The organism is Gordonia sp. PP30 (assembly GCF_023100845.1).
GTDB lineage: Bacteria > Actinomycetota > Actinomycetes > Mycobacteriales > Mycobacteriaceae > Gordonia.
The window spans coordinates 2,004,991-2,028,294 of the sequence record NZ_CP095864.1 but is presented as its reverse complement, the minus strand read 5'-3'; the positions used below and the strand labels follow the sequence as shown (position 1 = coordinate 2,028,294).

The 23,304-nt window shown below is 70.3% G+C and carries 17 protein-coding genes and 1 tRNA gene; 5 read left to right on the top strand and 13 right to left on the bottom strand.

The window, feature by feature from the left end; genetic code table 11:
- Nucleotides 1-7: 7 nt before the first annotated feature.
- The 5 genes from MYK68_RS09275 to MYK68_RS09260 all read right to left on the bottom strand — a co-directional run bounded on the left by MYK68_RS09275 (nucleotide 8) and on the right by MYK68_RS09260 (nucleotide 4,864).
- On the bottom strand, nucleotides 8-550 hold the full coding sequence (locus tag MYK68_RS09275) for a YbhB/YbcL family Raf kinase inhibitor-like protein (RefSeq protein WP_247867710.1): 543 nt from the start codon (nucleotides 548-550) through the stop codon (nucleotides 8-10).
- Nucleotides 551-641: 91 nt separating this feature from the next.
- Complete coding sequence (locus tag MYK68_RS09270; protein WP_247867709.1) at nucleotides 642-2,573, bottom strand: HNH endonuclease signature motif containing protein; 1,932 nt, start codon at nucleotides 2,571-2,573, stop codon at nucleotides 642-644.
- Between the two features lie 237 nt (nucleotides 2,574-2,810).
- Nucleotides 2,811-3,116, bottom strand: coding sequence for a sigma factor-like helix-turn-helix DNA-binding protein (locus tag MYK68_RS09265; protein ID WP_371307888.1), 306 nt, complete (start codon nucleotides 3,114-3,116; stop codon nucleotides 2,811-2,813).
- 51 nt (nucleotides 3,117-3,167) lie between these two features.
- Nucleotides 3,168-3,275: an RNA polymerase sigma factor gene (locus MYK68_RS20835; protein WP_349306172.1), complete on the bottom strand. Its 108-nt coding sequence runs from the start codon at nucleotides 3,273-3,275 to the stop codon at nucleotides 3,168-3,170.
- 254 nt (nucleotides 3,276-3,529) lie between these two features.
- On the bottom strand, nucleotides 3,530-4,864 hold the full coding sequence (locus MYK68_RS09260) for a M20/M25/M40 family metallo-hydrolase (protein WP_247867708.1): 1,335 nt from the start codon (nucleotides 4,862-4,864) through the stop codon (nucleotides 3,530-3,532).
- A 96-nt stretch (nucleotides 4,865-4,960) separates the two neighbouring features.
- Here MYK68_RS09260 and MYK68_RS09255 point away from each other — a divergent pair.
- Nucleotides 4,961-5,046: transfer RNA gene (locus tag MYK68_RS09255), tRNA-Leu, on the top strand.
- Nucleotides 5,047-5,124: 78 nt separating this feature from the next.
- Here the strand turns inward: MYK68_RS09255 and MYK68_RS09250 are convergent.
- On the bottom strand, nucleotides 5,125-6,138 hold the full coding sequence (locus MYK68_RS09250) for a YciC family protein (RefSeq protein WP_247867707.1): 1,014 nt from the start codon (nucleotides 6,136-6,138) through the stop codon (nucleotides 5,125-5,127).
- Nucleotides 6,139-6,160: 22 nt separating this feature from the next.
- The gene (locus MYK68_RS09245; protein WP_247867706.1) at nucleotides 6,161-6,829 is read right to left on the bottom strand and encodes a VOC family protein; all 669 of its coding nucleotides are present in this window, start codon (nucleotides 6,827-6,829) and stop codon (nucleotides 6,161-6,163) included.
- 176 nt (nucleotides 6,830-7,005) lie between these two features.
- Between MYK68_RS09245 and MYK68_RS09240 the strand changes: the two genes are divergently transcribed.
- Both MYK68_RS09240 and MYK68_RS09235 read left to right on the top strand, forming a co-directional pair.
- Nucleotides 7,006-8,787, top strand: coding sequence for an alpha/beta hydrolase (locus MYK68_RS09240; protein WP_247867705.1), 1,782 nt, complete (start codon nucleotides 7,006-7,008; stop codon nucleotides 8,785-8,787).
- A gap of 52 nt (nucleotides 8,788-8,839) precedes the next feature.
- Complete coding sequence (locus MYK68_RS09235; RefSeq protein WP_247867704.1) at nucleotides 8,840-9,673, top strand: crotonase/enoyl-CoA hydratase family protein; 834 nt, start codon at nucleotides 8,840-8,842, stop codon at nucleotides 9,671-9,673.
- Nucleotides 9,674-10,132: 459 nt separating this feature from the next.
- On the opposite strand, the gene MYK68_RS09230 is transcribed toward MYK68_RS09235, so the two are convergent.
- The 3 genes from MYK68_RS09230 to htpG form a co-directional block, all read right to left on the bottom strand.
- The gene (locus tag MYK68_RS09230) at nucleotides 10,133-10,288 is read right to left on the bottom strand and encodes a hypothetical protein (RefSeq protein ID WP_247867703.1); all 156 of its coding nucleotides are present in this window, start codon (nucleotides 10,286-10,288) and stop codon (nucleotides 10,133-10,135) included.
- A 101-nt stretch (nucleotides 10,289-10,389) separates the two neighbouring features.
- A complete protein-coding gene (locus tag MYK68_RS09225) occupies nucleotides 10,390-10,866 on the bottom strand; it encodes a nitroreductase family deazaflavin-dependent oxidoreductase (protein ID WP_247867702.1) in 477 nt (158 codons plus the stop codon).
- A 4-nt stretch (nucleotides 10,867-10,870) separates the two neighbouring features.
- Nucleotides 10,871-12,844, bottom strand: a complete 1,974-nt coding sequence (gene htpG / locus MYK68_RS09220; protein WP_247867701.1) for a molecular chaperone HtpG — start codon at nucleotides 12,842-12,844, stop codon at nucleotides 10,871-10,873.
- 103 nt (nucleotides 12,845-12,947) lie between these two features.
- Between htpG and MYK68_RS09215 the strand changes: the two genes are divergently transcribed.
- Both MYK68_RS09215 and MYK68_RS09210 read left to right on the top strand, forming a co-directional pair.
- Nucleotides 12,948-13,703 (top strand): PIG-L family deacetylase, encoded by a 756-nt coding sequence (locus MYK68_RS09215; RefSeq protein ID WP_247867700.1) that lies wholly within the window; start codon nucleotides 12,948-12,950, stop codon nucleotides 13,701-13,703.
- A gap of 156 nt (nucleotides 13,704-13,859) precedes the next feature.
- Entirely contained in the window at nucleotides 13,860-14,663 is an 804-nt protein-coding gene (locus MYK68_RS09210; protein ID WP_247867699.1) for a class I SAM-dependent methyltransferase, read from the top strand.
- Nucleotides 14,664-14,676: 13 nt separating this feature from the next.
- Here the strand turns inward: MYK68_RS09210 and recD are convergent, their stop codons facing one another.
- Genes recD through recC form a run of 3 tightly spaced genes read right to left on the bottom strand, consistent with a single transcriptional unit; the run spans nucleotide 14,677 to nucleotide 23,260 of the window.
- Nucleotides 14,677-16,590 (bottom strand): exodeoxyribonuclease V subunit alpha, encoded by a 1,914-nt coding sequence (recD, locus tag MYK68_RS09205; protein WP_247867698.1) that lies wholly within the window; start codon nucleotides 16,588-16,590, stop codon nucleotides 14,677-14,679.
- Nucleotides 16,587-19,943, bottom strand: coding sequence for a UvrD-helicase domain-containing protein (locus MYK68_RS09200; RefSeq protein ID WP_247867697.1), 3,357 nt, complete (start codon nucleotides 19,941-19,943; stop codon nucleotides 16,587-16,589). Before MYK68_RS09200 ends, recD begins: the two co-directional genes overlap by 4 nt.
- Nucleotides 19,940-23,260 (bottom strand): exodeoxyribonuclease V subunit gamma, encoded by a 3,321-nt coding sequence (recC, locus tag MYK68_RS09195; protein ID WP_247867696.1) that lies wholly within the window; start codon nucleotides 23,258-23,260, stop codon nucleotides 19,940-19,942. The genes MYK68_RS09200 and recC overlap by 4 nt, the downstream gene beginning before the upstream one ends.
- Nucleotides 23,261-23,304 lie beyond the last annotated feature (44 nt).

The following is a 23,304-nucleotide window of genomic DNA, read 5'->3' as shown; positions in this document are numbered from 1 at the left end:
ACGTGGGCTACTCGTCGCCGGGCTGCTCGAAGATGCCGACCAGCGAGCCGCGGGCGATCGCGTGGGAGAACAGGTTGAAGCCCAGGAACGCCGGGGAGGCGCCTTCCGGGAGGTCGAGCGATTCGACGTCGACGGCGTGCACGACGAAGAAGTAGCGGTGCGGGCCGTGGCCGGGAGGCGGGCCGGCGCCGACGAACTGGGCCAGCCCGGCGTCGTTCCGGAGGGTGACGGCCTGATCGGGCAGCGTGTCGGCGTCCGGGCCGCCCGCCCCGACCGGGAGCGAGGTGACCGACGCCGGAATGTCGGCGACCGCCCAGTGCCAGAACCCGGAGGCGGTCGGGGCGTCGGGGTCGTAGACGGTGACGGCGAAGCTCTTGGTCTCGGCCGGGAATCCGGACCAGCTCAGCTGCGGTGAGACGTCCTCGCCGCCGGCGCCGAAGATCCCCGACACCTGCGGCATCGGCAGGGTCTGACCCTGAGTGAAGGTCTCGGAGGTGACGGTGATCTCGGGAAGGACGGGCAGGGCGGCGTACGGGTCGTAGTCGGTCATGCCTTCATCCTTACCGCACCGCGGGGCGCCGTGCCGGGCGATGGGCCGCACCTGGGTGATTCGGCGGCGATTCGGCCCCGCCCTTCCGTCGTCAGAACGGTGGCGGCCCGCCGGCTTCGGCGGCGCGCTCCCGGATCCGGCGCAGTCGGGCACGTTCGGTGGTTCCTGAGCGGAGTCGAAGGGCCCGGCGCCAGGCGTGCTTGTACTCGGTGACGACCCGAAGACCTCCCCCGGTGCGGCACCCACCGGTGCCATCGGCCCCCGCCGGACCGGGTGGCGCAGGTTCGGGTGGCGCTTGGGCCTGATGGGCACACCTCACCCCCGCCAGCTGCGGGAACAGCCATTGATTCGCCGCACGAGTCTCGAAGGTCATGCCGTGCACGGTGATCGCGGTCCAGACGGTGCCGTCGTCGTCGATCCACTGCTCATCGACCCATCCGTCTGCAGGATTCGACGCGCCGAGATGGGTTTTCAGCAGGTGATGGCGCTTACACTTGGGATTGAGGTTGCACAAGCAGGTCGGACCGCCCGAGGCCGGGCAGACGTGGTCGAACTCTTCGCAGTGATCGAGCTCGCAGTTCCAGGCCGGCCGGTTACAGCCTGGCACGGTGCATGTCCCGAAGAGTGCCCGGACCAGGACGTCGAGGGCCTCGGTCGGCCGGTACGGATCACTGCGCTGGGCGGTACCGGTGAGAAACACCGGCGGCACGGGCCCCTCCGCCCGTTGCCCCGTCGAGACACGCCCCTCAGCCCGTTGACCCATCGAGACATGCCCCTCCGCCCGTTGAGCCGTCGAGACATGCCCCTCCGCCCGTTGAGCCGTCGAGGCGTTAGCCGAGACGTGTCGAAACGCCGTTCTGGCAGTGAGCGCAGCCGCCTGTTCATCAGCGTCATGACGTGCCGGACCATCGCCGCCTCCACTGTCACCGTCACGGTCGGCCGATGCGGGCTCAGGCGCGAGGGCCGTGCAGGGCTTGAGAGTCATGCGGGGCGTGAGGAGCTTGTCCAGGTCGAGGTCCCGCACCAGAGCGTCGGGCCGCTGCGCCAGATCCCGCACATGGCTTGCGCTGATCGGGCCGTGCCCGTCGAGGAAGCCCGGATCGTCATCCGCCCCGGCGAGCGTGGACTTCTGGCAGACGGCGCGCACGATGATTCGGGCCTGCCGCTCGGAGATCTCCTCCTCACCCTGGCTCGCGGTGCACGTCTCCTTGTCGGTGCAGGCGCACGTGAACGGCAGCTTCCGCAATCGGGCGATCGCCGCCGCCGACCGCAACGCGCCCCTGGTGCGCGGATCGTTGGGGCAGACGCCGGCGATCATCACCTCGACCGCCTCGTAGGCGAGACGGGATTCTTCGGCGTCGGCGGTGATGTTGATCCCGCCCAGGCCGCCGGGGTAGTCCCGGTTGGTGACGTTCTTGCGCCGCTGTGCCTTCTCGCGGCGTTTCTTGTTCGCGTCGGCGTCACGCTTGTCGACGATGCGGTCGGCGATCCGCTCGGCCGCCTTCTCCGAGATGTGTCCCGCCCGCGCCAATGTGTCAGCGAGGTCGTCGTCGACCTGCGCGACGATCTCGTGGTCATCGATGATGTCGGTGCGGTCGACGACCTTCTCGAACATCTCCGGGCTGATCACGGTCCGCCGGAGCAGGTCCGCGGTCTTGGGGAGACGCTCGGAAGCGGCGACCGCCATCGCGACCAGGGCACGGGCGGCCCGCTGGGTTCCGGCGAAAGCTATCGCGACATAGTCCACCGCCACCGCGTACGGGTCGAGCAGGTCCTTCTGCTCCGTCCCGGCGCACACGCGGTCGTCAAGGGTGGCCAGTTCCAGATCGAGAAACTGCCCGATCGCGAACAGTTGCCGCGAGTACAGATATGCCTGACCTCGCCATGCCGCCTCCGCATAGACCATCCAGGAGTGACACTGCGACTTCGCGTCCTCCGCCTCATCGGCAGCGGCCATCCCCGCCGGACCGAAGTCCACCAGCGCCCACCGAGACGCGAACTCATCGGACATCGCGATCGTCACCTCCCTCTCCCCCAAGAAGACTTTCCATGTTCGATCTGTCTATGAACGATATTACTCTCACACCACGGTGTGTACCACGATGATTTTCCGTCGCTTCACCATGAAGATAAGGACCTGGTTAGGATATGAAAACCAGCCCGGCCCACCGGCCCGCCGTCGCCTCCGATCAGTGCCACCGGAAGCCATCGGTCAACCATCTTCCGGAGATGATGTTCGAATAGCTGCGGCCCCGGCCCGCTACTCCGCCAACTGGTATCGCAGAGCCTCGCCGAGCTGGCGGCGGGCGCGGTTCAGCCGCGACTTGACGGTCTGGACGCCGACGCCCTGGTGTTCGACGATGTCGGCGTAGGTGAAGTCGACGAACTCGCGCAGCACCACGGCCTCGCGGAGGTCTCCGGAGAGGCCGGCGAGGGCGGCGCGCAACACATCGTTCAGGGCGAGTCGTTCGTCGAAGCCGATCGCGCCGGGCGAGTCCTCCAGCAGGACCGGCCCGTCGGCGTCGGTGAAATCGGTGGACGTGGTGCCGGGTCTGCGGCGGACCACCTCGATAGCGTTGTTCGCGGCGATCCGATGCAGCCAGGTGGCGAACCGGGCCTAGCCGCGAAACCGGTCGAGATGCCGCCAGGCGGCCACCAGGGCGCCCTGGAGCGCGTCCTCCGCGTCGTGTTGATTGCCGCAGATCTGCAGGCAGACGGCCCACATCTGGCCTCACGTCCAACCGTATGTGCCTCGCACTCCCGTTTGCCGCGGGCGAAACGACCATGTTTCAACGCGGCTCTCACAGTCTGCCGGCTATCCGACTGGGGATCGTCCGAGACGGCCACGGTCGCTGGAACATCCCGCTCGGAGGGCGCGGACTCGACCTGAGTCGAGACGACGGCGCATTCGTCTCCCACGGCCTGCGCCTCGCGGATTTCGTGTTTTGCGGGTAAACCGCGGAAGATCAGCGCGACAGGCTACGAATTCAGCAGGAAGTGCTCCAGGACCCGGGTGCCGAACAGCACGGCGTCGACCGGGACGCGCTCGTCGATCCCGTGGAACAGCGCGGCGAAGTCGAGCTCGGGCGGCAGTTGCAGCGGCGCGAAACCGAAGCAGCGGATCCCGAGCTTGGCGAACGCCTTGGCATCGGTGCCGCCGGAGAGCATGTACGGGACGGTGCGGCCCTGCGGGTCGTAGGCGAGGATCGCGTCGTTCATCGCATCGACCAGGTGGCCGTCGAACGTGGTCTCCACGGCATCGAGATGGGTGATCCATTCGCGGCGGACGTCCGGACCGATCAGCTCGTCGATGGTGGCCTCGAACTCGGCCTGACGGCCCGGGAGGACGCGGCAGTCGATCACCGCCTCGGCCCGCTGCGGGATCACGTTGGCCTTGTAGCCGGCCGTCAGCATGGTCGGGTTGGCGGTGTCGCGCAGCGTGGCGCCGATGATGCGGGCCAGATTGCCGATCTTGAACAGCGCGGTCTCCAGGTCGGGGGTGTCCGGGCTGAACTCCAGCCCGGTCTCCTCCGACAGCGCGGTGAGGAATTCGGCGACCGACTCGGTCATCACGAGCGGGAAGGTGTGACTGCCGATCCGGGCGACGGCCTCGGCGATCCGGGTCACCGCGTTGTCGTCGTGCAGGAACGAGCCGTGCCCGGCCCGTGCCTCCGCGGTGAGCCGCATCCACGACAGGCCCTTCTCGGCGGTCTCCACGAGGTACAGACGGCGCACCTCGCCGTCGGGCCGGTCGACGGTGAGCGAGAAACCACCCACCTCGCCGACGGCCTCGGTGACGCCGTCGAACAGGTCGGGACGGTGCTTCACCAGCCACTGCGAGCCCCACGTACCGCCGGCCTCCTCGTCGGCCAGGAACGCGAACACCAGCTCGCGCGGCGGCACCACACCGTCGCGCTTGAGCTGCCGGGCCAGGGCGAGCACCATGCCGGCCATGTCCTTCATGTCGACGGCGCCGCGGCCCCAGATGTAGCCGTCGCGGACGGCACCGGAGAACGGATCGATGCTCCAGTCCTCGGCGGCGGCCGGGACGACGTCGAGATGCACGTGCACCAGCAGGGCGCCGCGCTCGGCATCGGGCGGTCCGGCCAGCCGCGCGAACACGTTGCCGCGCCCCGGCTGCCCCGACTCGACGTACTCGGTGACGTACCCGACCTCCTCCAGGCGCTGCGCCACCCATTTGGCGCAGTCCTCCTCGCCGCGGGTGGTCTCCAGCTCTCCGGTGTTCGAGGTGTCGAACCGGATCAGCCGGCTCACCAGATCTACTACTTCGTCGGTCGCGCGGGGAGTGCTCACCCCCTCATTCAAGCCCATTTCCACGCGATTTGGGATACCCAGGCGACGTTGGTTAGAGTTACACGGCGCACCGCGGCAACGCGGAGCGCAGCACGAGTCCGAGTGGCGGAATGGCAGACGCGCTAGCTTGAGGTGCTAGTGTCCTATTAACGGACGTGGGGGTTCAAGTCCCCCCTCGGACACACGTGCAGATGGCCCTCGTTTCTCCGAAACGAGGGCCATCTGCATTCCGTCGGCCCCGATGGGAAGCCGGCCGCCGTCTACAGCTGCGGAGGGACCGGACGCTCGACGAGGTCGCGGTAGGCGTGGACGTCGAACGCGGCACCGGTCGGCAGCGTCACCAGTACCCCGACCATCGCCAGACTGCCGGCGTAGCTGTACGCCATCTGGATCAGCAGCACCAGGATGCTGTCGGACTTCTTGGCGAACGCCAGGCGGGCCGACGCCGCCATCGCGGCCGTCGGCGACATCTTCTGCTCGATCACCATGATCGGCGCGAATTGAAAGGCGAAGGCCGCGATCAGGCCGGGCACGATCAGCAGCACGAAGCCGATCAGGGTGACCAGACCGAGCAGGATCACCGTCACGAAGTACGCGATCGGCCGCCGCAGCGTGAGGAACTCGCGGACTCCCGCGGGCTCACCGTCGGCGACCCGCAACACACCCGAATAGACCGCGCCCTGCAGGTAGGTCACCACGATCATCATCACCAGGAAAGCCACGACCAGCAGGATCAGGCCGCCGACGTGGAACTCGGTGGTCGTCGTGGTGGTGGCGTAGCCGTACTCGTCGTACGTCCGGACGGTCTTCACCGGCACCATCCAGAGCATGCCGATGATCATGACGACGAGGGCGATCGCCCAGGTGACCACGAAGAGCAGCCCGGGCACCAGCATCGGCCAGGTGTAGCGCGAGAACGTCGTCCACGACCACTTGAACGCCCCGCCCAGATCCGCCTTCCCCGGAACCTTCGGAGGCGCGACCGGCGGCATCGGCGGCGGGTACGCCCCGTACGGCGGGACCGCGGCGTACGGCGGCTGGCCTGGCCGGCCCTGCATGTACGGGTTCTGCGTGTAGGGATTCTGTGCGTACGGATTCTGTGCGTAGGGATTCTGGCCGTACCCGCCCGCCTCGTACGAACTCGCGGCCGGCGGATTCGCCGCGTCCGGGTGCTGGGCCTCCGGGTTCGGGGCCTCCGGGTTCGGGACTTCCGGGCTCGCGGCGTTCGGGACGACGGGATCGCGCTCGGCGCCGGACTCGGTGGATTCGGTCATGCGCTCACCGTATCGGGCGGCGTCAACGCGGGCGCGGCTGCTGCTCGATCAGGATCGTCGGCACACCGAGGGCGGGCTCGCGGACCGTCGTCACCCGTGTACCGGGCTTGCGGCCGGCGCGGATCTCGCTCAGGGCCAGGCCGGCGCACACGAGCCGGTCGTGTTCGGCGTCGAGGTCGTCGCTGTGCCAGGCCAGGCCCCACAGCGCGATCCCGGGATTCTCCGCGCCCGCGAGCACCTCGACCACCACGCTCGGCGTCCGGAAGAAGAGCTGAGACACCGGCCCGAACTCGCGGACCAGCCGCAGATTCAGTCCGAGCCGTCCGCCGAACAGGGCGATCCCCGTATCGACCGAGGGCGCGGTGAAGACGACGTGATCGAGCACCGGCGCACCGGATCGCGCCCCGGCAGCGGCGGTCACGCCGACCGCGCGCACCTCGTCGGGCCGCAGCCCGCGCCGGGTGAGCAGCTTCTGCGCAGCTTCCGCGTCGTGCGCCTGGAACCGCACGCGCGGGGCTTCGTCGTCCGCCGAAGCGGGTACGACGGTCAGCGAGCCGTTCCCCGCCCGCCACCGGGCGGTTCCCGGCTCCGGTTCCCCGATCATCGCGGTGTAGACGGCGGCCGCGGCGGCGGGATCCCCGGACGGGACGGTCACGGCGACGTCGGAGAGGGCGAGCGGATCGTCGAACATGCCGGCCATCGTGACATACCGGACATCGACGGTTCACGCCGGTGTCCGTCACCTCGACACTCCACGCACACCGGCCGCCGCACCCGGCCGGCACCGCTACGCTGTAGCCCTGACCGCGCACTCGGTAACAGGCCCACGCCGGCACGGGCGCGCCCGGCGAGAATGGAGAACACCCGATGTCCTCACCCGAAGCCGGCACTCCCGACAGCGAAGCCACGGAACCTCCCGCCGACGACGCGACGGCCCCCGCTGCGGAGGGCGCCACCGCGGACGACACTCCCAGCGAATCTCCCGCGCCCAGCAGGTGGCGGCGCTTCGGCGCGTGGTGGCAGCGGAACATCACCCACTTCTCCTACGCCGGCGCGCTGGTCGGGACGCTGCTGCTCTGGCTGTCGTTCACGCCGTCCCTGCTCCCCCGCGGCCCCCTGTTCCAGGGCCTGGTCAGCGGCGGTTCCGCCGCCGTCGGCTACATGATCGGCACCTTCTTCGCCTACCTGGCGCGCTACCTGATCTCGCGCAAGGAACCGTGGCGGCGGGCCGGTACCACGGCCTGGAGCGCACTCGGCGTCGCGTGCGTGATCGGCACCGCGGTGATGCTCTACTTCTACGGGCGGTGGCAGAACGAGATCCGCGACCTGATGGGCGTGGCGCACTCGTCGTGGACGGCGTACCCGATCCTGGTCGTGGTCACGGTGATCGCCTTCACCCTGCTCGTGGTGATCGGTCAGCTGTGGGGCGCCGGTGTCCGTGACCTGACACGCCGGCTCAATCGCCGTGTCCCGCCGCGGATCTCGGCGGTCACCGCGGTGGCCATCGCCGTCGTGCTGACCGTGTTCGTGGTGAACGGCATGGTCGCCGATTACGGGATGCGGGCGCTGAACTCGTCGTTCGCCGCGCTGAACAGCGAGAGCACACCGGATTCGGACCCGCCGACGTCGAGCCTCCGGTCGGGTGGCCCCGAATCGAAGGTCAGCTGGAAGAGTCTGGGCCGCATGGGCCGGGCGTTCGTGTCGTCCGGGCCGACCACCGAGCAGCTGACCGAGTTCAACGGCACCCCGGCGAAGCAGCCGATCCGCGTCTACGCCGGGCTGGAGTCGGCCGACGGCCCGCTCGCGACCGCGCAGCTCGTCGTCGACGAACTCGAGCGCACCGGTGCCTTCCAGCGCAAGCTGATCGGCATCGGCATGACGACCGGCACCGGCTGGATCAACCGCTCCATGCCCGACTCGCTCGAATACATGTACAACGGCGACACCGCGATGGCCTCGATGCAGTACTCGATGCTGCCGAGCTGGCTGTCGTTCCTGGTGGATCAGGAACGCGCACGACAGGCCGGTGTCGCGCTGTTCGAGGCCATCGACGTCCGGCTGCGGAGGATCCCGGAGGCGCAGCGGCCGAAGGTCGTCGTCTTCGGCGAGAGCCTGGGGTCGTTCGGCGGTGAGGCGCCGTTCGGCTCGATGCCGACACTGCTGGCCCGGACCAACGGCGCGCTGTTCACCGGCCCGACGTTCAGCAACACGCTCTGGAACGACGTGACGCGCAACCGCCAGCCGGGCTCGCCCGAGTGGCAGCCGGTCTATCGCTACGGCGATCAGGTGCGGTTCATCGCCGACGGCGGTGACCTGCCGCGGACCGACGCCGCACCGCACGACACCCGCATGGTCTACGTGCAGCACGCCTCTGATCCCATCTCGTGGTGGTCGCCGAAACTCCTGTTCAACAAACCGGACTGGCTCCGTGAGAAGCGCGGACCGGATGTGCTGCCCGCGACCCGCTGGATCCCGGTCGTCACCTTCCTGCAGGTCTCTGCCGACATGGCGGTCGCGGCGAACGTCCCCGACGGCCACGGGCACACCTACCTCGCGGCGATCCCGCAGGCGTGGGCGTGGATCCTGACGCCGCCGGGCTGGACCCCGGAGAAGACACAGCGGCTCATCCCCAAACTGACCCGCAGCTGAGACCGAGTAAGGTTCGGAGCCGACAGCATCCGCACCACCCAGGAGTCATCGAATGAGCTACCGCACCGTCGAGTACGAGGCCTTCGAGGTCACCGTCGCCGAGCACGTCGCCGAGGTGACCCTGATCGGTCCGGGCCGTGGCAATGCGATGGGGCCGGCGTTCTGGGCCGAGCTGGTGCCGATCTTCCGCGGTATCGACGCCGACCCCGACGTGCGCTCGGTGGTGCTGACCGGCTCGGGCAAGCACTTCTCCTACGGCCTCGACCTGCCCGCGATGGCCGGCGACTTCGGCTCCGTCCTCGCCGACGGTGCGAAGGCCAAGGCGCGCACCGACTTCCACGACCTGATCAAGCGCATGCAGGACGGCATCAACGCCGTCGCCGACTGCCGAAAGCCGGTCGTCGCCGCGATCGCCGGGTGGTGCATCGGCGGCGGCGTCGACCTGATCACGGCCGCCGACATCCGGCTGGCCAGCGCCGATGCGAAGTTTTCGGTGCGCGAGGTCAAGGTGGCCATCGTCGCCGACATGGGCTCGCTCGCCCGCCTGCCGCTGATCGTCGGCGACGGCCACACCCGCGACCTGGCCCTCACCGGCAAGGACATCGACGCCGCCCGCGCCGAGCGGATCGGACTGGTCACCGAGGTGTACGACGACCGCGACGCCGTCCTGGCGGCCGCCCGCGAGTCGGCGGCACAGATCGCCGCCAATCCCCCGCTGGTAGTCCAGGGCGTCAAGACGGTGCTCGACCACAGCCGCGCCGCCCGCGTCGACGACAGCCTCCGCTACGTCGCCGCCTGGAACGCCGCCTTCCTCCCGAGCAACGACCTCACCGAGGCCATCACCGCCGTCTTCGAGAAGCGCCCCCCGGAGTTCCGGGGCGAGTAGCCCCCGTCCGCCGCTCGGCGCCGATCCGTGCCGGCGACTTCGTTGTGGCCCACTCTCCTGAGCGGGCCACAACGAAGTCGCCGGGCGGCGCCCACTGAGTCAGTGGGCAACAACCATCTGTCGACGAGCGGCTTGGAGGGTCCTGAGCATTGTTGGCGGAGCGGAGCGACGACGCGGCCTCACTTCGTTCGCCCCGCTCAACCAGTGGCTAGGAGACTGCTGAAGAATCCGGATATCTGCCCCCCGTCAGCTGGTTGAGCCGATGACGAGCGCAGCGAGGAGCCGTGTCGAAACCCATCCTCATTTGACCGGAAGCCGTTGTGGCCCAGCATTTGTCGCGGCGTTTCGACACGGAACTTCGCTAGCGCTCCGTTCCGGCTCAACGGGCTGCTGTAGGCGATCGCGGTCATTATTCAGCAGCGTCCTAGGCCGTGTGCCCCAACGGCTGAGCATGCCGCTTCAACGATCCGCGATCTCGGGTGCCCGGACTTCACCGAACGCCAGCAACTTGTCGATGTCTGCACGTAGCTGGGCGGGATCGACGGTCGATAGCGAACGACGGCGGCGAATCAACTCATTCGCGTCGACCGGTCGATCCGGTCCCAGCTCGGTCATGCCCCGAATGTTATCCGGCCATCCGATCACTGCCAGCGAGTTCGCTGTGGCCCACTCTGCTGAGCGGGCCACAACGAACCGGCCGGGCGGTGCCCACTGACTCAGTGGGCGACCACCGGGCTGAGCCGGAAGAGGGGGATCACCCGGTCGGTGCGCTGCTCGTACAGGTCGAAGTTGGGCCAGACGCCGCGGAGGGTCTGCCAGGCCTGTGCGCGGTCGTCGCCGTCGAGTTCGCGGCGCGACATCGGCACCCGCCTGCCCTTGATCTCGACGTCGATCGTTTCGGCGGCGCGCAGGTTGTAGACCCAGGCCGGCGTCTTGGGGCCGCCGAAGTACGACCCGGCGACGATCCACTCGTCCCCCACCGGAGCGGCGAGCACCGTGGTGCTCCGCTCGATGCCGGACTTCCGCCCGGGGATCAGCATGGTGACGCTCGGCAGCCCTGCGATGGTGAGCAGGTCGACGCGGCCTCCCGACACCTTCTGGATGCCGTCGTCGACCTTGACGATCCACGGCAGATACTCCGGCAGCCAACCGAGGGCGCCGACGCGGACGGCGAGAGGTGTCAGGAGGCCCATCGGATCACTGCAGCCCGGCGACGAGGGTGTCGGACAGCAGCTTCGCGAACTCCGCCGGATCGGCCAGCTCCCCGCCCTCGGCCAGCAGCGCCATCGCGTAGACCAGCTTCGCGGTCGGCTCGAGCGCCGCGTGATCGTCGCCGCCGTCGGCGAAGGCCTTCGCCAGGCCGGTCACCAGCGGGTGGCCCGGGTTCAGCTCCAGGACCCGCTTCATGTGCGGGACCGGCTGGCCCGACGCCCGGTACAGCTTCTCCAGCTGCGGCGACATCGCGAAGGCGTCACCCACCAGGCAGGCCGCCGAGTCGGTGAGCCGCTTGCTCAGGCGGGTCTCGCTCACGTCGTCGTCGAGCACCCCGGTCAGCCAGGTCAGCAGGCCGGCGAACTCGGCGTCGCGCTCGGTGGTGTCCTCGGCGTCCTCATCATCGAGATCGGCCTCACCCTGGGCGACCGAGACGAATCGCTTGCCCTCGAATTCCGGCATCTGCGAGGTCCAGATCTCGTCGACCGGGTCGGACAGCAGCAGCACCTCGATGCCCTTGGCGCGGAAGCCCTCCAGGTGCGGCGAGTGCTCGATCTGCTGCCGGGACTCGCCGGTCATGTAGTAGATGACCTCCTGGCCGGCGGCGGCGCGGGCGAGGTAGTCGGTCAGGGTGGTGGGCTCGGAATCGGAGTTCGTCGACTCGAACACCGACGCCTTGAGCAGCGCCGGAAGGTTGTCCGGATCGTTGACCAGCCCCTCCTTGAACACCCGGCCGAAGTTGGTCCAGAAGGTCTGGTAGTCCTCGGGCCGACGGTCCTGCAGTTCCTGGACCGTGCCGATCACCTTCTTCACCAGACGGCGGCGGATCGCCCGGATCTGCCGGTCCTGCTGCAGGATCTCGCGAGAGACGTTGAGCGACAGGTCGTTCGCGTCGACCACGCCCTGCACGAACCGCAGGTACTCCGGCATCAGCTCCGGGCAGTCGTCCATGATGAAGACGCGCCGCACGTAGAGGTGCAGGCTGGACTTGCGCTCGCGCATGAACATGTCGAACGGCGCCTGGCTGGGCAGGAACAGCAGCGCCTGGTACTCGAAGGTGCCCTCGGCGTGCAGCGAGATGGTCTCCAGCGGCGAATCCCAGTTGTGGCTGATGTGCCGGTAGAACTCGGCGTACTCCTCCTCGGAGACCTCGTCCTTGCTCTTGGCCCACAACGCTTTCTGCGAGTTGAGGACGGCGTCGACGACCTCCGTTTCGCCGGTTGAGCCCGTCGAAACCTCGCCGCCCTCTTCCTCAGCGGTTGCGCCGTCCCCGCCGATTGAGCGGTCCCCGCCGGCCGCGCTCGTCAAAACCTCGGTCATCCGCACCGGCCACGCGATGAAGTCGGAGTACTTCTTCACCAGGCGGCGCAGCACCTGCGGGTCGGCGTAGTCGTGCACGGCGTTCTCGTCGTCCACCGGCTTGAGCGCGAGGGTAATCGCGGTGCCCTGCGGGGCGTCGTCGACGTCGTCGATGGTGTAGGTGCCGTCGCCGGTCGACTCCCACCGCGTGCCGACGGTCTCGCCGGCCTTGCGGGTGATCATGGTGACGGTGTCGGCGACCATGAACACCGAGTAGAAGCCGATGCCGAACTGGCCGATCAGTTCCTCCGACGACGCCGAGTCGCCGGCCTTGGAGAGGGCTTCGCGCAGCTGCGCGGTGCCCGATTTGGCGACTGTGCCGATCAGCTCGATCACCTCGTCGCGGCTCATCCCGATGCCGTTGTCGGAGACGGTGAGCGTGCGCGCCTCCGCGTCCGGAGCGAGTCGTACGTGCAGGTCGGAGGTGTCGGCGACGAGTTCCTTGTCGCGTAGGGATTCGATGCGCAGCTTGTCGAGCGCATCGGAGGAGTTCGAGATCAGCTCGCGCAGGAAGCTGTCCTTGTTCGAGTAGATCGAATGCACGACCAGATCCAGCAGTTGCCGCGCCTCGGCCTGGAACTCATGGGTTTGCGCACTCATGTCTGTTCGGTCTCCCCTTCGTCGGAGGTCAAAGTAGTCGGAATGTCGCGCGTCATGCGCGAGCACAGTTTACCGGTCGCCCACACCCCGTATCCTCGACCTTGTGCCCGGTGCCGCGAACGCTCTCTTCGTCCATGCTCATCCCGACGACGAGTCGCTGTGGACCGGCGGCACCATCGCCGAACTCGCCGCGCGCGGCGGCCAGACGTCGCTCATCACCTGTACCTGGGCGGAGGGCACCAGCCGCCACCGCGAACTGGTCGACGCGGTCGCCGCGCTCGGCATGGCGGAGCCCCCGATCATGCTCGGTTACGCCGACTGCTTCGTCCCCGAATCGGCGCCCGGCGCACCCCGGATGATCGATGTGCCGTTCGACGACGCCGTGCGCCGCGTCGTCGAGCACATCCGCCGGCTGCGGCCCGACGTGATCGTCACCTACAACGCCTACGGGATCTACGGGCATCCCGACCACATGCACGCGCACCGGCTGGCGGTGATCGCCGCCGACGCCGCCGCGATCGGCAGCTACGCCCCCGAGCTCGGCGCGCCGTGGCGCACCAAGTCGCTGTACTTCGCGACGCTGCCGAAGGCCACGGTCGAGACTCTTCGCCCGTACCTCTTCGAGGACTCCAAGATCATCATCGCCGGGACGGCACCCGACCTGGTCGACGTGACCCTCGACCTGCAGGCCCGCCTGGGCGACAAGGTCCGCGCCATCAACGCGCACAAGACCGAGGTGGCCCGCAGTGCCTCGATGCAGAACTTCATGAAGCTCCCCCGCGACATGCAGCGGCTGTTCCTGGGCTGGGAGTCGTACCGGCGGCGGGATCTGGTCCCCGGCGGCTGCGACCTGGCCTGACGGGCCGGCGACGAGCCCGGCTCACCGCGCCGAGAGCGGTGGACACCGCGCCACTCGCGCCGCTGCGGCGGCAGGTGTTCTGCGGACATCCACGCCGTCCGGCCCTGCCTACTCGCTCGACGGCGCATCCACCTCGAATTAGGGTAACCTAAGTAGATGGAACGTATCGACGGCGACCAGCTCGACGGCGTGTCGGCGACGACGCTTTGGACCCTGCGCAACCGGGCCGAGGAGGCGATGCGCGCGGACTCGTCGTTCGACGATCCGCTCGCCGTGGAGGCATATCGCGCGATCGACACCGATTTCACGCGATTCGGGAAGCCGAGCCAGACGCACCCGCTGCGGGCGCTGGCCGTCGACCAGGAGATCCGCGACTATCTGGACGCGCATCCGAGGGCGACCGTCGTCGCCCTCGCCGAGGGCTTGCAGACGTCGTACTGGCGGCTCGGGCGGCCGGTCCGGAGGTGGCTCAGCGTCGACCTGCCGCCGGTGATCGCCCTCCGCGAGCGCCTGTTCCCGCCCGAGGAGGCGATCGAGTACCGCGCGATGTCAGCGCTGGACACCTCTTGGGCCGATGACATCGAGGCGGACGACGGCGTGATCGTCACCGCCGAGGGACTGCTGATGTATCTCACCCCGGAGGAGGCGCGCGGCCTGATCGCCTTCCTCGCCGGACGATTCCCGGGCGGGGTGCTGGTCTTCGACTCGATCCCGCACTGGTTCTCCCGGAAGACGCTGGCCGGCCTGAAGCTCAGCACCGGCTACCAGGCGCCACCGATGCCGTTCGCGCTGACCGTCAGTGAGGCCGCGGCGCTCATCGACCTTCCCGGGGTCACCGAGGTGACCGACCTGGAACTCCCGCCTGGCCGCGGCCCATGGAAGACGTCACTGCTGCGGACGCTCAGCAGCCTGCCGAAGATCCGGGACATCCGGCCCTCCTTGACGCGGGTGCGTTTCTGACGGGCAGGACCGCTCAACCGGCGTCGGGGGCGCCTCCACCGGTGGAGACGGCGATCTCGTGGACCGCGGAGCGCAGTCCCGACGCCCGCTGGACGCGACGGCCGACGGCCGCCCGCAGCGCCTCGGTGGTACCCACGATGTAGACGGTATTCCGGGCGCGGGTGACCGCGGTGTACAGCAGTTCCCGCGTCAGGAGTTCGGCCCCGGCGTCGGGCAGCACGACGGTCACCGCGCCGAACTGGCTGCCCTGGCTGCGGTGGATCGTCATCGCGTACACCGGCGACGCGTCGGCCACCTGACTCGGATGCAGACGCACCACCTCGCCACCGCGGGCGAACGCCACGCGCAGGCCCCCGCCCTCCGTGTTGTCGCCGTCGTCGATCACGACACCGGAGTCGCCGTTGAAGATGCGGTGCGTGGGGTCGTTCGCGTTGACCAGCAGCGGCTCCCCCGCGTACCAGCCGTCCAGCGGCAGCGGTTCACGCAGATCCTCGGCGATCCAGCCGGTGATCCGCCGCGACCAGCCCGACACGCCGTACCGGCCGTCGCGGTGCGCGCACAGCACCCGATGGGTGACCAGCGCCCGCAGCGCCGCCTCCGCATCACCGTCGCGGGCGGCGGCCCGCAGATCCCTCGCCCACGACGACACCTGGCGCCGCACGCGGTCCAGATCCTCGGGATCGAGCAACACCACGCGGCCACCCTCCACTGCGGAATCGGCGGGCGCCGTCACCAACTCGACGACGCGATCGGCGTCCCCGGCGTTGATCGCGGCGGACACCTCGGAGATCTGCCCGTGGTAGCGGTGCCCGCGCCGCAGCGTGATCACCCCGTCGGCCAGCGCCGCCGTCTCCGCCTCGGTGAAGTGCCCCTCCGGCGCGGCGACGGCGCGGAACGACGACGGCAACGCCCCACCGGTCCGCTCACGATCGACCAGATCCGCCAGCACCGCACCGGCGTCGACCGACACGAGCTGGTGCGGGTCGCCGACCAGAATCAGCCGGGTGTCCTCGCGGAGCGATTCGAGGAGGCGGCTCATCATGGTGACCGCCATCATCGACGTCTCGTCGACGACCACGACGTCGTACGGGAGCCGGTTGCCGGGCCCGCGCCCGTAGGTGCCGTCCGGTCGCCAGCCGAGCAGCCGGTGCACGGTGACGGCGGTCGGCGCCCCGGCGAGCACACCGGCCTCGGCCCGGTAGTCGTTGATCGCGGACTGCATCTGCGCCGCCGCACGACCCGTCGGCGCGCACAGACCGATCCGGACGTCGCTGCCGAGGACCGACTCCATCACCGCCAGGATCCGCGCGACCGTGTACGTCTTGCCGGTGCCGGGGCCACCGGCGAGCACCGTGGTCCACGACGTCGCCGCGAGCGCCGCCGCGGCCCGCTGCCTGTCGTACGCGTCCGCGTCCTCCGGGCCGAAGGCGGTGTCGAGTGCCGCGGTGAGCACACGCGGGTCGACGTCGGGGTGGCCGCTGCGACGGCGCGCCAGGATCTCCCGGATGCTCTCCTCCTGCCGGAAGTACTTCCGCAGGTAGAGCAGCGGGCCGTCGGCCGAGTCGACGAGCGCCAGCGGGCGCAGCGGGCCGCTCGGGCAGCCGCGCACCAGCGGCGACTCCCGAAGCGCCGCTTCCAGCGCGTCCGGATCCGGCCAGGGCAGCTCGATCGACGGCTCGGCGGCGTCGTCGTCCCCGATCGGCTCGTCGGGAACGATCTCGGTGATGCGGCGCAGCTGCACGCAGGTGGAGCCGGTGCGCACCGCGCGCACCGCGAGCGCGAGGGCGATCAGTTCGTCGTCGCCGATCCGGGCGCCGCTCAGCGCGGCGACCCGCCGCGCGACGTGTACGTCGGCGGCGGCGAAGACCCCGGCCTCGTTGAAGACGCGGAGAACGCCGGTCTCGGCGGCGACGATCTGGGCGGTCATCGGGTCTCGACTTCGCTCGACCGGCGTGAGGCGAGCAGGTCCGACAGCGCGACGACCAGGGCGGCCGGCGGATGCCACTCGAACACGCCGCAGCCGGGCGGGGTGTCGGGGCCGGCCATGCCGCGCACGAAGTGATACTGCACCGGTCCGAGGTGGTGCTCCGGCCGGTACCCGGGCAGCCGCCATCGCAGGTAGCGGTGCAGCGCCACCGAGTAGAGCAGCGCCTGCAGCGGGTAGTGCGCGGCCATCATCTCCCCGGCCATCGCCGCGGTGCCGAAGTCCTCGACGGTCAGTTCACCCGGCCGGAGACGGTTGGTCTTGTAGTCGACGATCACGAATCTCTCCCCCGCGATCCGCAGCACCGAGTCGATGCTGCCGGTGAGGAACCCGCGGAAGCGCTGGTCGGAGACCTCCCGCACCAGGTCCGCGTAGTCGGCGAGCGGGTCGCCGCACGGCAGGTGTTCGGCGAGTAGATCCCCGACCGCGTCGAGGCCGAAACCCGGTGGTGCGAGCGGGATCTCGAAGTCGAGTTCGGCGAGCCGGTCGGCGGGTGGGACACCCGCCAGGTCGCCGAAGCCGAGCGGTGTGGTCAATACGCCCAGCAACGCCGCCGCGAGCTGATCGACGTCGATGTCGACACCGCGGTGCGCGGCACCCTCCGCGGTGCGCAGCCGTACGTGCGCGGCGAGGTCCGGTGCGGAGGTGTCGACGTGTTCCAGGACCTCGTGCACGAGCGTGCCGAAGCCCGCGCCGAACGGCAGCCCGTTCATCAGCGACGGCATCCCGTCCGACGAGGATTCGGCGGCCACCACCAGCTCGGCGGCATCGGTCTCCTCCGGTTCGTCGTCGAGGAAGCCGTCCTCGGCCGCGACGGGTGCGGCGGCCGGCTCGGCCCCGAGCACACGGGCGTGAGCATCGTGCACGATCGCCGAGTAGGACGTCCGTCGCCATTCCTGGTCGATGCGCCGGGAGAAGGTCGCGACGCCCAGTTCCGGCGCCGGTCCGCCGTCGCCCGGCCGCCGCCACGACACCGGCGCGTCCCGCACCGCCGTCTCGACGGCGATCGGCGCGGCCGACGACTCGGCGACGGATCGCAGCGTCATCACCGTCTCCATGTCCGACGGCAGCTCGACCCGCTCCGGCACGGCCTGCGGCCCGAGACCCGCGGCGACCGCGCGGGCGCGGTCGGGGGCGGTGAACAGCAGCCTGTGCAGCGGCCCGCGCTCGGTGGGAAAGCTCGGCCCCCACCACACGACGGCCTGCGACCGGGCCCGGGTCAGCGCGACATACAGCAGCCGCAGGTCTTCCCCGGCCTCCTCGGTGAGCGCGAGCGCCTCCCGCCGGCCGCGCCCGGGTGCGTCCCGGCCGCCGACGTCGAGCATCCGGACCCCGCCGTCGTGGAAGGTGAAGGTCTCCGGACTGGGGTTGGCCGCGCCGTCCCAGCCGAACGGCAGATACACGATGGGGAACTCCAGTCCCTTGCTGGCGTGCACGGTCATGATCTGGACGGCGCGGGTGTCGCGATCGAGCCGCCTGGTCTGGGCGCCGCCGTGCCGCAGCCGCGAGCTGTCGTCGATCTGCTCCCCGAGCCACGCGACGAGCGAGGCCAGCCCGGACGAGCCGGACGACGCCCGCCCGTTGCCCAGGTCGGAGAGCTGTCGCAGGTCGGTGAGCAGTCGTTCGCCGCCGCGTCCCGCGAGCAGGCGTTCCTCGGTGCCGAAGCGCTCGAACAGGCTCGCCGCCATGGCCGCGAACCCGCTCTCGGCGAAGATCCTGCCGAGTTCGGCGAAGATCGCGGCCAGTCGGCCGGTGAGTTCGTCCCCACCGGCGTCGAGCCGGTCCGCGGTCAGGCCGACCAGCGGGGTCAGCGCCGCCAGCCGCACCCGCGTGGACCGCGACGGCTGCTCGACGGCACCGAGTACGTACCACCAGTGGCGGGCGGCGGCGGTCTTGAAGATCGACGTGCCCGAGCGCACCACCGACGACACGCCGCGACCGGCGAGAGCTTCCTGCAACGGCTCGACGGTGACGTTGGTGCGCACCAGGATCGCGATGTCCCCCGGTTCCACCGGCCGCCGCCCGGAGGGCGCGGCGTCGTCGTCGATGAGCAGCCCCGACGACAGTGTGGCGGCCACATCGTCGGCGACATCGGCGATCACCCGCTTGCGTAGCACGCCGACCGATGGTGCCCCCTCGCAGTCGGGGAAGTCGCGTTCCAGGAAGGCGCGCATCCGCAGCGCGGGCACCGGCCCGGCCGACGGCTGCGCGGCGTGCAGCCGCGAGGTCTCCTGTCGTGCGGCGACCGGCTGGGCGGCGATCCGCCGGTCGCCGAACGCCGCGCCGGCGAACAGGGTGCCGAGCGCATCGACGAGCGGCTGGTCCGATCGCCAGTTGGTCGCCAGCCGCCGCACCTCGCCCGCCTCGGTCACCGCGTTCAGGTAGCTGAGCACCTCGGCGCCCCGGAACGCGTAGATGGACTGCTTCGGGTCGCCGACCAGCACCAGCGGCAGATGACCGGCGAAACACGTCCGCACGATCTCCCACTGCTCCGGATCGGTGTCCTGGAACTCGTCGATCAGCACCACCGAGAACTGCTCGCGGATGCGCGCGCAGGCGGCCGGCCCGATCCCGGGATCGGAGACGATGGCGCACAGCGTGTTCTGCAGGTCGTCGTAGGTGCGGAGGCGCGCGAGCCGTTTGCGCTCGGCGATCCGGTCACGCGCCGCGCGCGCGAGTTCGACGCGGACCCGCGCCGCCTCGTCGGCCTCATCCTCGTCCGGGACCAGGGGCACCCGTGTCTGCGCCACCGCCGCCACCGCGACCGCTTCGACCGCCTCGGGCGACGGCGCGCCGCCCGTGCCCCCGGCGAACTCCGACAGATACAGATCGCGGGCGAGTTCGGCGACCAGATCGTCGACGTTCTCCACGATCGGGTACTCCTGCGCGCGCTCGCCGAGGAACCCGAGCGCGGCGAGCATCCGGTTGCAGAAGGTATGCGTGGTGGCGACGGTCGCGACGTCGAAATCGCTGAGCGCGACGGCGAGCCGGTCGCGCCGGAGCGCGACCTCGGCCGGGCTTCCCTCCCGCAGCGCCGCGATCACCTCGTCGCCGACCGGAACGCCGGGCTGCTCCAGCGCGGCGACGGCCTCGGCGATGCGGCTGCGCGTACGGTCACGCAGTTCGTTGGACGCAGCGTTGGAGAAGGTCGCCATGAGCAGCCGCTCGACCGGTACGCCGGCGGCGAGGTAGCGCAGCGCCAGTGACACGATCGCGTAGGTCTTGCCGGTGCCGGCACTCGCCTCCAGGACCACCGTCCCGGTCGGTAGCTCGCCGCATGGATCGAAATCGCTCATCGGTTCCCCTCGTGCCGCAGCAGCGGTCCGTAGACCGCCTCGGACAACCGCAGAAAACGGTTCGCGCCGTCGATCGCGGGCAGGACCGGATCCAGGTCGCCGAACAGCGGAACCTCGTCGAGGTCCATCAACTCGTCGATCGACGGCAGCCGCGCCGGATCGTCGAACACCACCAGACCGGTGTATCGGTCGCGGTACATCCACTCCTTCAGTCCGCGCACCCGGGCCATCGCACTCGGCACGCGCTGCGCCCGGCCGTACGATCCCGCAGCCGCCTCGGCCACGCGCGGCGGCAGCCACAGCGGGCCACGCAGTCCGGCGTCACGGATGGCGACCAGCACACCGAGCAACGCTTCGGCCTCGTCCGGCCGGGTGAGCCGGCGCAGCGATGCCCCCGATTCCGACCCGAACGGCGCCCCGATCACCACCGCCTCGCGCACGGGACGCGCCGCGCCCGCGGCGATCGCCAGCAGCCGGATCCATGCCTCCAGCCGGTGTTTGGGGGCGAGTTTGGAGTAGTTGACCGCCACCAGCTTGTCGCCGAACACGTCGCCCACCGTGCCGTAGAGACGGCGGCCGCCGCGCAACCGCACCACGACGTCGACGGTGTCGGGATCGCCGGCCTGCTGCGACTGTGCCGCCACCCCGATGGCGCGCGCGTTCTCCTCGATGGGGCGCAGCGCAGCCGTGCCGAGCGCGAACGGGGGCAGCGTGCCGCGCCGCAGTTCGGCACCGCCGAGGACCCGCGGATCCTCGCCGCGCAGGAACGCCCGCAGGTAGCGGTCGCCGATCTTCCACGCCTGCAGGCCGTCGAGGGTCACGTCGAGCTGATCGGGATGCGTCTCGGCGCTCTCCGGCAGCACCGCGCCGAGCCGCTGCCGCACGAAGCGTTCCAGCGGCGAGGCGAGGAAGTCGATCAGGTCGTCCAGGTCGATGTCGCCGCCGGGTGCCGGCGGCAGGACGGCGTCCGCCAGCCGCGGGCCCGGTTCGCCCAGGTCGCCGGACGCGACGAGCCCGCTCAGCGCCCGGGCACCGGGGAGCAGGCGGGCGTCGTAGCTCGCCGGCGCCGCCCCGTCGTGCGCGGTGAAGTTCCGCTCGTCGAAGGCGTGCAGGGTGTGGCGCTGAACGATTCCCGGCGGCCCCGGCCGCACGCGGCCGGCGGTCTCGATCAGGTCCGCGACCACGGCCGGGGGCGGGACCGTCGCGCCGGTGACCGGATCGGAGCCGGTGTAGAAGATCAGCAGGTGATCGGTCGCCGCGGTGAGGGCGTCGAGGAAGATCTGCCGGTCCTCGTCGCGGCGGTTGCGCTCACCGACCAGCGGGACGCGTGCCAGCACGTCGTCGCCGTCGACCACGCTCGTGCGTGGGAAGACCTCGGCGTCGAGCCCGAGCAGGATCACCGCGCGGTGCGGCACCGAGCGCATCGGCGCCAGTGAGGTGACGGTCAGTTCGCCGGTGCCGAAGTTGGTGCGCGACGGCCGGGCGGCGAGCAGCCCGCGCATCAGATCGCGCACGTCGGTGAGATCGAGCTCGACCGCTGCGGCACCCGGTGAGGCGAGCGCGTCGGTGAGCATGCCGATCGCCTGCGCCCGCTGCCACTGGGTCTCGCGGTCGGGTTCGGTCAGCCGGTCCACCGCCCCGGTCAGCAGCTCGGCCCATTCGCGAGCCGGGTGCGATCCGTCCGCGGCGCCGAGCAGCGTGCCGAGCCGGTCGATCAACTCGGCGAACCGCCCGGCCAGATCGATCTTGGTCGAGTCGATGCCCTCCAGCGGCAGTCCGACGCCGAGCCACTGATTCTCGGCCTCCTCGGCGAGCACCCCGAGCAGGATGCGGTCCCGCCCGGCCACCGCGGTGCCCTGTGGGAAACCGGCGAGCCCGAAACGGTCGCGCTGGGTGCCGTCGATGCCCCAGCGGATGCCCGACCTCTCGATCCATCCGGCGAGGGTGTCGAGGTCGTCGTCGGTGAACGCGAAACGGCGCCGCACCGCGGGCAGGGCGATGAGGTCGAGGAGATCACCGGATCGCACGCGCCCGGCCGCCAGTGACAGAACATGATCGAGTACGTCGAGGACCTCGTTGGTCTCGGCGAGCCCGCGGTCAGCGAGGCGGACCCGCAGCGCCGACCCCGGATGGTCCTGCTCGTGCCGCCCGAACGCCCCAGCGATCAGCGGCGCGAAGGTCTCGACATCGGGGCACACGACGAGCACGTCGCGCGGCTCCAGATCGCGATGATCGTCGAACAGGCGGAGCAGCCGGTCCCGCAGCACCTCGACCTGCCGTTCCGGCCCGTGACAGGCGTGGATCTCCAGCGAGTCGTCGGCGGCGGGCAGACCCGCGGCCGGCCCGACGGCATCCTCGCGCAGCCCGGACCGCACCGCCGTGAGCAGCGTCGCCGGTGCCGCTGCCGGCGACTCCGGGTGGTAGACGTCGTCACCGATCGACGGTGCCAGCACCTCCTGCAGTTCGACGATGTCCCGCGACAGCGCCGCCAGCAGCGGATGCGCCCCGCGGTGTCTCGATCCCGATTCCCGCGGCTGCGGGACCGTGACCGGCCGCGCCGCGACCGCCTGCCACAGCGCGTCGGACGGATGCGGGAGATAGAGCGACACCTCGCGCCCGGCGGCGAGCGCGTGCAGCACCACCCGCAACGACTCCGGCAGCCGGACGGGTCCGAACAGCGCGAACCGCGGCGGCAGATCGACCGCGCCCGGGTCGGATCGCAATCGGCCGGCGACGTCGTCCAGTTGCTCGGCCAGATGCGGCTGCCCCACCTCCTCGCGCACCAGCCGCCACAGCCACGGCTGCCAGCGCAGCGGCTCCGGCAGCGGGCGGCCGGCGCCGTCGGTGTCCCGATGCGCCGACCAGTCGGCCAGCATCGCCGGCCGCTGCCAGCCGTAGTCACCGAGCAGCCGGGCGATGGTGGCGGCCGCGGCGAAGCGGCGGCCGCGCCCGCGCAGGTGACCGGCCAGCACCTCCAGTTCGGGGGCGCTCAGATGGGCGTCGAGGACCCGCAGCACCGGCCACACCAGGGCGTCGGTGTACCAGTGCTCGGCGGCCTCCGGATCGTCGGAGATCCCCACGACGACCCGCCGCAACAGCGCCGTGGGCGCGGTGAAGTCGATGTTCGCGGCGATCCCGTCCCCGCCCGTGCCCGTCCCGAGTCGCGTCGCGAGCCGCTGCTGCAACCACCGCTGCATGCCGTACGCGGGTACCGACACCACCTCGGTGGCCATCGGATCGGCGAGCGGCACCGCGAGCTGTTCGGCGAGTACGTCGGCGAGCACGCCGGCGTTCTCACCACGATGAACGGTCAGCATCGTCGATCCCCCTCTCACCTCGTCGCCGATACTATCGACGGGGT

Bases quoted from the DNA above. Each gene is read 5' to 3' on its own strand.
- MYK68_RS09275 (WP_247867710.1), bottom strand. From the start codon at position 550: ATGACCGACTACGACCCGTACGCCGCCCTGCCCGTCCTTCCCGAGATC.
- MYK68_RS20835 (WP_349306172.1), bottom strand. From the start codon at position 3,275: ATGTGGGCCGTCTGCCTGCAGATCTGCGGCAATCAACACGACGCGGAG.
- MYK68_RS09250 (WP_247867707.1), bottom strand. From the start codon at position 6,138: ATGACCGAATCCACCGAGTCCGGCGCCGAGCGCGATCCCGTCGTCCCG.
- MYK68_RS09245 (WP_247867706.1), bottom strand. From the start codon at position 6,829: ATGTTCGACGATCCGCTCGCCCTCTCCGACGTCGCCGTGACCGTCCCG.
- MYK68_RS09240 (WP_247867705.1), top strand. From the start codon at position 7,006: ATGTCCTCACCCGAAGCCGGCACTCCCGACAGCGAAGCCACGGAACCT.
- MYK68_RS09235 (WP_247867704.1), top strand. From the start codon at position 8,840: ATGAGCTACCGCACCGTCGAGTACGAGGCCTTCGAGGTCACCGTCGCC.
- MYK68_RS09230 (WP_247867703.1), bottom strand. From the start codon at position 10,288: ATGACCGAGCTGGGACCGGATCGACCGGTCGACGCGAATGAGTTGATT.
- MYK68_RS09225 (WP_247867702.1), bottom strand. From the start codon at position 10,866: ATGGGCCTCCTGACACCTCTCGCCGTCCGCGTCGGCGCCCTCGGTTGG.
- htpG (WP_247867701.1), bottom strand. From the start codon at position 12,844: ATGAGTGCGCAAACCCATGAGTTCCAGGCCGAGGCGCGGCAACTGCTG.
- MYK68_RS09210 (WP_247867699.1), top strand. From the start codon at position 13,860: ATGGAACGTATCGACGGCGACCAGCTCGACGGCGTGTCGGCGACGACG.
- recD (WP_247867698.1), bottom strand. From the start codon at position 16,590: ATGACCGCCCAGATCGTCGCCGCCGAGACCGGCGTTCTCCGCGTCTTC.
- MYK68_RS09200 (WP_247867697.1), bottom strand. From the start codon at position 19,943: ATGAGCGATTTCGATCCATGCGGCGAGCTACCGACCGGGACGGTGGTC.
- recC (WP_247867696.1), bottom strand. From the start codon at position 23,260: ATGCTGACCGTTCATCGTGGTGAGAACGCCGGCGTGCTCGCCGACGTA.